General features: G+C 72.2%; 7 protein-coding genes. 2 read left to right on the top strand and 5 right to left on the bottom strand.

Annotation, left to right across the window (positions count from 1 at the left end):
• The coding region (locus ABWK99_RS11910) for an ATP-binding cassette domain-containing protein (RefSeq protein WP_372594920.1) at positions 1–738 on the top strand (738 nt) is incomplete at its 5' end.
• 23 nt (positions 739–761) lie between these two features.
• Here ABWK99_RS11910 and ABWK99_RS11905 read toward each other — a convergent pair.
• A complete protein-coding gene (locus ABWK99_RS11905) occupies positions 762–1,160 on the bottom strand; it encodes a molybdopterin-binding protein (protein ID WP_372594921.1) in 399 nt (132 codons plus the stop codon).
• A gap of 99 nt (positions 1,161–1,259) precedes the next feature.
• A complete protein-coding gene (locus tag ABWK99_RS11900; RefSeq protein ID WP_372594919.1) occupies positions 1,260–2,768 on the bottom strand; it encodes a CoA-acylating methylmalonate-semialdehyde dehydrogenase in 1,509 nt (502 codons plus the stop codon).
• 311 nt (positions 2,769–3,079) lie between these two features.
• Between ABWK99_RS11900 and ABWK99_RS11895 the strand changes: the two genes are divergently transcribed.
• Positions 3,080–3,817 carry a GntR family transcriptional regulator gene (locus tag ABWK99_RS11895; RefSeq protein ID WP_372594918.1) on the top strand — a complete coding sequence of 246 codons (738 nt, stop codon included), beginning with the start codon at positions 3,080–3,082 and terminating at the stop codon, positions 3,815–3,817.
• 76 nt (positions 3,818–3,893) lie between these two features.
• Here ABWK99_RS11895 and ABWK99_RS11890 read toward each other — a convergent pair whose 3' ends face one another.
• The 3 genes from ABWK99_RS11890 to ABWK99_RS11880 all read right to left on the bottom strand — a co-directional run.
• A complete protein-coding gene (locus ABWK99_RS11890) occupies positions 3,894–5,003 on the bottom strand; it encodes a diguanylate cyclase (protein ID WP_372594917.1) in 1,110 nt (369 codons plus the stop codon).
• 162 nt (positions 5,004–5,165) lie between these two features.
• The gene (locus ABWK99_RS11885; protein WP_372594916.1) at positions 5,166–6,203 is read right to left on the bottom strand and encodes a winged helix DNA-binding domain-containing protein; all 1,038 of its coding nucleotides are present in this window, start codon (positions 6,201–6,203) and stop codon (positions 5,166–5,168) included.
• 100 nt (positions 6,204–6,303) lie between these two features.
• The coding region (locus tag ABWK99_RS11880; protein WP_372594915.1) for a diguanylate cyclase domain-containing protein at positions 6,304–6,641 on the bottom strand (338 nt) is incomplete at its 5' end.

Here is a 6,641-nt window from a genome sequence, read left to right as displayed (position 1 = left end):
CGGCTGGGCCTCGACGAGCTGGCGGGCCGGCGGCCCCGCGAGCTCTCCGGCGGTCAGGCGCAACGCGTGGCGCTCGCCCGCGCCCTTGCCGCCGATCCGGCCGTCCTGCTTCTCGACGAGCCGATGGCGGCCCTCGACGCCAGGACCCGGGTGGAGATCCGCAGCGTGCTGCGTGAGGTGCTTGCCGGCTTCGACGGGCCGACGGTGCTGGTGGTGCACGACCCGCTCGAGGCCATGGTGCTCGCCGACCGGATCCTGGTGATCGAGAACGGCCGTGCGGTGCAGGAGGGGACGCCGTCGGAGGTCGCGCGGCGACCGGCCACGGACTACGTCGCGCGGCTCGTGGGGCTCAACCTGTACCGCGGCACGCTCGCCGACCCGGGGTCCCGTCAGGTCGAGCTCGACGGGGGAGGGCGTCTGGTCGCGGCGGGCGGCGGGCCGACGGACCTCGATCTCGGTGCGCTCGCCGCCGGTGCGCCGGTGCTCGTGGCGGTCCGGCCCATGTCGATCGCCGTGCACACGCGCGAGCCGGATCACGGGTCGGTGCGCAACGTCTGGGCCGGGCGGGTGAGTGCGATGGACCTGCTCGCCGACCGCGTGCGGCTGTCGGTCGACGGGGAGATCGACGCGGCGGTCGACGTCACCCCGGCCGCTGTCGCCGACCTCGGGCTGGCCGACGGCGTCCGGGTGTGGCTCAGCGTGAAGGCGACCGACGTGACGGGCTACTCGGCGCCCTGAGGCGTGGGGGTGGCCGGGCCGGCTCAGGCCGGCGGGATCTGCACGACGACGTCGGTCGACTTCACGCTCGCGACGGCGAGGACACCGGGTTCGAGCCCGAGGTCGTCCGCCGCTTCCCGGCTCATCAGCGAGACCACCCGGAACGGCCCCGCCTGGAGCTCCACCTGGGCCATGACGGTGTCCCTGACGACTCGGGTGACCAGACCACGGAAGCTGTTGCGCGCGGACTGCGCGATTGCCGGGCGCTGCTCGATCGGCGAGGTCTTGGCGAGCTCGAGGGCGAGCTGTGCGAGCTCTGCTCCGTCCACGACGCGCAGGTTCGACGCGTCCTTGTGCACGGTCAGCCGCCCGGAGTCCGCCCATCGGCGCATCGTGTCGTCGCTGACGCCGAGCAGCTCCGCGGCGTGGCGGATCCGGAACATGGTCACGGACCAAGGCTAACGACCCGGGTGCGGGTCCGGCGCTCGCCCGGCGCCGCCCGGGGCGGCGGAGAGGTGTTCCCTCCCCGCCGCCCCGTCCTGCTACTTCTGGGAGTCGCCGGAGAAGTGGAACGAGACCTTCGCCGCCTCGTCCTCACGGTGCGGCCAGCGCTGGGTGATCACCTTGCCGCGGGTGAAGAACTTCACGCCCTCGGGGCCGTACATGTGCGTCTCGCCGATGAGCGAGTCCTTCCAGCCCCCGAAGGAGTGCCAAGCGACGGGGACGGGGATCGGCACGTTGATGCCGACCATGCCCACCTGGACCGCCCGCTGGAAGGTGCGCGCCGCCTCGCCGGAGGAGGTGAAGAGCGCCGTCCCGTTGCCGTACGGGCTCGCGTTGATGAGTGCGATGCCCTCCTCGAGGCCGCTGATCCGGATGATCTCCAGGGTCGGTCCGAAGACCTCCTCCTGGTTGATACGCATGTCCGGGCGCACCCTGTCGAGCACCGTCGGCCCGAGGAACCAGCCGTTCTCGAATCCCTCGACCACGAGCCCCCGTCCGTCGACCAGGACCTCGGCCCCCTCCTCCTCCGCGGAGTCGATCAGCGCCGTGATCCGGGCCTTGGCCTGCTCGGTGATGATCGGGCCCATGTCCGAGTCCGGGTGGTCACCAGGGAGCACCTTCACGGCCTTGGCCTTCTCCACGAGGAGTGACACGAGCTCGTCGGCGATCTCGTCCTGCACGAGGGCGACCGGGAGGGCCATGCATCGTTCCCCGGCCGCGCCGAAGGCAGCGGCGATCAGGTTGTTCGCCGCGTTCTCCAGGTCGGCGTCGGCGAGCACGATGCCCTGGTTCTTCGCGGCTCCGAGCGCCTGGCACCGCTTGCCGTTCTTGGTAGCGGTCTCGTGGATGAGCTTCGCGGTGGGAGTCGACCCGACGAAGGAGACGGCTGCGACGTCCGGGTGGGTCAGGAGGCGTCCGATCACGCTGCGGTCGCCGTGGACCACGTTGAAGACGCCGTCCGGCAGCCCTGCCTCCTTCCACAGCTCGGCGATGAGCATGCCGGCACCGGGGTCGCGCCCCGCGGGCTTGAGGACGAAGGTGTTGCCGGTGGCGATCGCGACCGGGCTCATCCACAAGGGGATCATCACCGGGAAGTTGAACGGGGTGATCCCCGCGACGACGCCCACGGGCTGCCGGAAGGAGTACACGTCGATGCCCGTGGCGGCCTGCTCGGAGAACTCGCCCTTGAGCAGCTGAGGGATCCCGCAGGCGAACTCGACGACCTCGAGACCGCGCGCGATCTCGCCCTTGGCGTCGGAGATCACCTTGCCGTGCTCACGGGTCACGATCCGTGCGAGCTCGTCGGTGTGCTCGACGAGGAGCTCGCGGAAGCGGAAGAGGATCGAGCTCCGCTTGCTGAGCGAGACCTGGGACCACGTCTCGAAGGCGGCACTCGAGCTCGCGATGACGCGCTCGACCTCGTCGGGCGTGGCGTGCGCGAGCTCGGCGATGACCTCCCCGGTGGCCGGGTCGTGGATGGGTGACGTCTTCGCCAGGTCGCCGGGGAAGGCCTTCCCATCGAGCCAGTGCGGGACGGTGGTCGTCATCGTGAACTCCTTCGTGGTTGTCACAGGTCGTGGCGCTGGGCGGCGCGCCGGCCGTCATGCCGAGTCCTCGCGCGTCCGGTGACACGGACCGGCGTCAGGTTCGGCGCCACCTCGTACCCCGTCTCCGACGTTGGAGATCCGTTCCGCCGATCTCGCGGCGGAGGCTCGCCACGAGCGTGCACCGCGAGGACATCTCTCGTCAAGTTTTGTCAGGACATTCGCTCATACTGTCATTAGAAAGGGCGCGATATGCTGTCATGGTCGGCGTCGGCCCCGGGGCCACGGAGGGCGCGACACCCAGGAGGAGCCCAGTGACCCAGCCGTTGCGCATCGACCTCGACCGGACGAGCCCCGTGCCGCTCTACCACCAGGTGGCCGAGGCCATCCAGGCGGCCATCGACGACGGGCGGCTGGAGCGCGGTGAGCTCCTGGAGAACGAGATCGCCATGGCGGCCCGGCTCGGGATCTCGCGACCCACGGCTCGTCAGGCGCTGAGGGTGCTCGTGGACAAGGGGCGTCTCGTCCGTCGACGCGGTGCGGGCACCCGTGTCGCACCCGCCCGGATCCGCCGTCCGGTCGAGTTGACCAGCCTCTACGACGACCTGGCCAAGGGCGGCCAGGAGCCCTCGACCGTCGTGCTCGAGCTCGAGGACGTGGCCGCCTCGTCCGAGATCGCCACGGCGCTCGAGGTGCCGGAGGGCACAGAGGTCGTGCGGCTGCGTCGGCTCCGGATGGCGGGCGGGGAGCCGCTCGCGATCATGACGAACTACCTCCCGGTCGCCATCGCGCCGAGTCGGGAGGAGCTCGAGAAGGACGGGCTCTACGACTGCCTGCGCGGCCGTGGCGTGCGGCTGCACATCGCGCGCCAACGGATCGGAGCGCGTATCGCGACCGCCGCGGAGTCACGGATGCTCGAGGAGCCGTCCAGGGCGGCCCTGCTGACCATGGAGCGGACGGCCTTCGACGAGTCGGGCGGTGCCATCGAGTTCGGGCAGCACGTCTACCGGGCGTCGCGGTACGTGTTCGACACCACGCTGTTCGCGAGCTGACGCCCGGACGAGGGTCGAGGACGGGCCCGGCACGGGGGAGCCGAAGTGCGCCCCGCTCGATGTGCGCCCTCGACGCTCAGGCCCCTGCGCGCACCCGGTCCCGACCCTCGGCCTTGGCGAGGTACATGAGCTCGTCGACCCGGCGCAGCACCGCGTCGGCCGGTTCGTCACGGCCCAGCTCGGTCACCCCGAAGCTCGCCGTCAGCCGCACCCCCAGGGTCGTCCCCAGCTCGCGAGGCAGGGCGGCTCGAAGCCGTTCGGCGAGCCGGACCGCCTCGTCATGTGTGGTGGCCGGCGCGACGAGGACGAACTCCTCGCCCCCGATCCGGGCGACCAGGTCACCCTCGCGGACGGTTCGGGCGGCGATCTCTCCCACGGCGCGAAGGACCTGGTCGCCGAACTCGTGCCCGTGCGTGTCGTTGACCTGCTTGAAGTGGTCGAGGTCGAAGAACACGACGCACACGGGCGCTGCGGGGTCGGCCAGCCCGGCCTGGTGGCCGAGCTCCTCGCGCAGTCGGCGCCGGTTGGCCAGGCCCGTCAGCTCGTCGAGGTAGGCCATGTCGCGCATCCGGGAGGCCGTCGCATCCGCGCGTGCCGCGTCGGCCATGGCGGAGGCGACGTGCTCCTTGGCGCGGGAGAGCGCGAGCAGGAGCACGAGGAACACCCCGAGGTAGACGCCGTAGCGGACGGCGAGCCAGACGTACTCCTCGCCACCGGGCAGCCGTCCCAGCGCCGCGGCCAGGACGACGGTGACCGCACCCGAGTAGGCCGCGCCGTGCAGGACGGCGGTCCGCGTGCTCTGGAAGAGGAAGCCGACCACCAGGCACACCGCCACGTCCAGGAGGGGGGTGGGCAGCAGCGCCAGCCACGCGTCGGCAGCATCCGCCGACTCGGCGATCCTGGCCGTCGCGAGGAGGAGCCACCACGCCTCGAGGAGGACCAGGGCGGTGATCGCGGCCCGGACGGCCCACCGGGGCCGACGGATCAGGATCCACGCGAAGGCGAGGAGTGCCGCTCCCAGCGGAGGGAAGCCCCAACGGATCCAGGGGTCCTGTGCGGAGTCGATCACCCAGATCGCGGCCATGAACGGTGCGCACACGGCGATCCCGAGGGCCACCACGCGGCGGGCGAGGCGGGCGAGATCATCCGCGCGCCGCAGGCCCGGCTGCCCGGTCGAAGCGTCCACGCGTCCTCGTCTCCCGCCGTCGGGGTGCTGCGCCTCGAGCACGGTGCCTCGGGTCGTGTGGCGCTCGCGCCGGGCGTGTCGCCGGGCACGAGCGCTCAGTCTTGCACCCTGGTAGCGGGAAGGGTGGTAGCAGCGACGAGACCGGGAGCCCGACGGCACTGGTCAGGGCAGGGCGTCCACCGCGCGCCGCACCTCGTCCTGGACCTCCGGCCGCCACGTGCCGAACGGCTCCACCTCGACCCCCGTGCGGGTACGCCGCCATGTGCCGACCACGATGCCGTCCACCAGCACCGTCGGCCGGAACACCCCGTTGCCCCCGGGGACGATGCGCTCGCTGTGCTCCGGGGGGACCGTTGCCGTGCGATCCGCGTAGCCGAGGATCATCTCGTCGAAGCCCGGCAGCAGGTGCACCCGGCACGCGTCGGCTCGGTGCGTCGCGAGCCGGTCGGGGACCGAGGGGTCGAGCCAGTACTCGGTGCCGTCGACCTCGAGCAGCTCGAGCCGGTCGCGGACCGCCGCGAGGCCACTCCGGACCGACCCGAGCGGGAGCCCGGCCCAGCGTGCGAGGTCCGCGACCGTCGCCGGCCCGTGACCGAGCAGGTAGCGCTGCACGAGCTCGGCGAGCGCTTCCTCACCCTCGAGCCGACGCGGTGACCCGATCCAGGCGTCGGCCAGGATGAAGGCCTGCTCACCTGACAGCAGGGGCCCGAGGCACAGCCGCCCGCGCTGGGCGAGCTCCACGATGAGGTGGTAGCCGCGCCCGGCGTCGGTAGGGAGCCCAGCCGAGCGGAAGGCAGCGAGCAGGTCGGCGCGAACGATGCCGTCGACCGCGACTCGCTCGCTGACCCGCTCGGCCGTCGTCACGTCGTTCTCCTCGAGTCCGAGCTGACCGCGACGTCGCGCCGCGGCAGCGCGGGGACGGCCACTCGCAAGCGCCTGGAGCCACCCGAGGTCCTCGGCGGCCACGGTGTGCAGGGAGCCGCGCATCGGCCAGGACCGCACGAGAGTGCCGGCGTCGTAGGCGTCGAGGACCTCCTGGCCGGAGCGTGCCCTGCTGCGCACGGCCAGGGAGCGGACGACCCCGGCTGCGTCTTGTCCCTGCGCGGCGAGGAGGTGCCGGGCAGCGGTGACCGGGTCCGCGAGAGGTGGACCGGCGACGTGCTGTGCGACCAGTCGGAGCAGGCAGACCTCTGGTGCCATGGATTCACCCAAGGTGTCGGCGCCATGTCCCGGACCGCGCGGGCCCGGCGCCGGCGCCGACGCAGGGTGGCAGGCCTGGACCCTCATGCCGTCACGGCGCTCAGGGGTGGGCGAGCACGTTGCTGCCGTCGAGGAACACGGTGAAGCCGTTGCGGCCGCGCTCCTTGGCGGCGTACATCGCGGAGTCCGCGTGGCGCAGCACCATCGCGGCGGTCAGTCGGGGGTCGTCCGCGGTGGCGGCGCCGACGCTCGCCGAGAGCCGGACCTCGCCCACGTCGGTGGTGACGGGCGCGGTCAGGGCCTCGACGAGCCGAGCGGCGATGTCCTCGACCCGGACGCCGTCCGGCAGCGGATCGCACAGGATGACGAACTCGTCGCCGCCGAACCGCGCGACGGTGTCCTCGTCCCGCGTGACCTGCCTGAGACGGCGCGCGACCT

It is taken from the genome of Actinotalea sp., assembly GCF_041597215.1.
Classification (GTDB): Bacteria; Actinomycetota; Actinomycetes; order Actinomycetales; family Cellulomonadaceae; genus Actinotalea.
This window is presented reverse-complemented; position numbering and strand designations above follow the sequence as displayed.

Bases quoted from the DNA above. Each gene is read 5' to 3' on its own strand.
- ABWK99_RS11900 (WP_372594919.1), bottom strand. From the start codon at position 2,768: ATGACGACCACCGTCCCGCACTGGCTCGATGGGAAGGCCTTCCCCGGC.
- ABWK99_RS11885 (WP_372594916.1), bottom strand. From the start codon at position 6,203: ATGGCACCAGAGGTCTGCCTGCTCCGACTGGTCGCACAGCACGTCGCC.
- ABWK99_RS11905 (WP_372594921.1), bottom strand. From the start codon at position 1,160: ATGTTCCGGATCCGCCACGCCGCGGAGCTGCTCGGCGTCAGCGACGAC.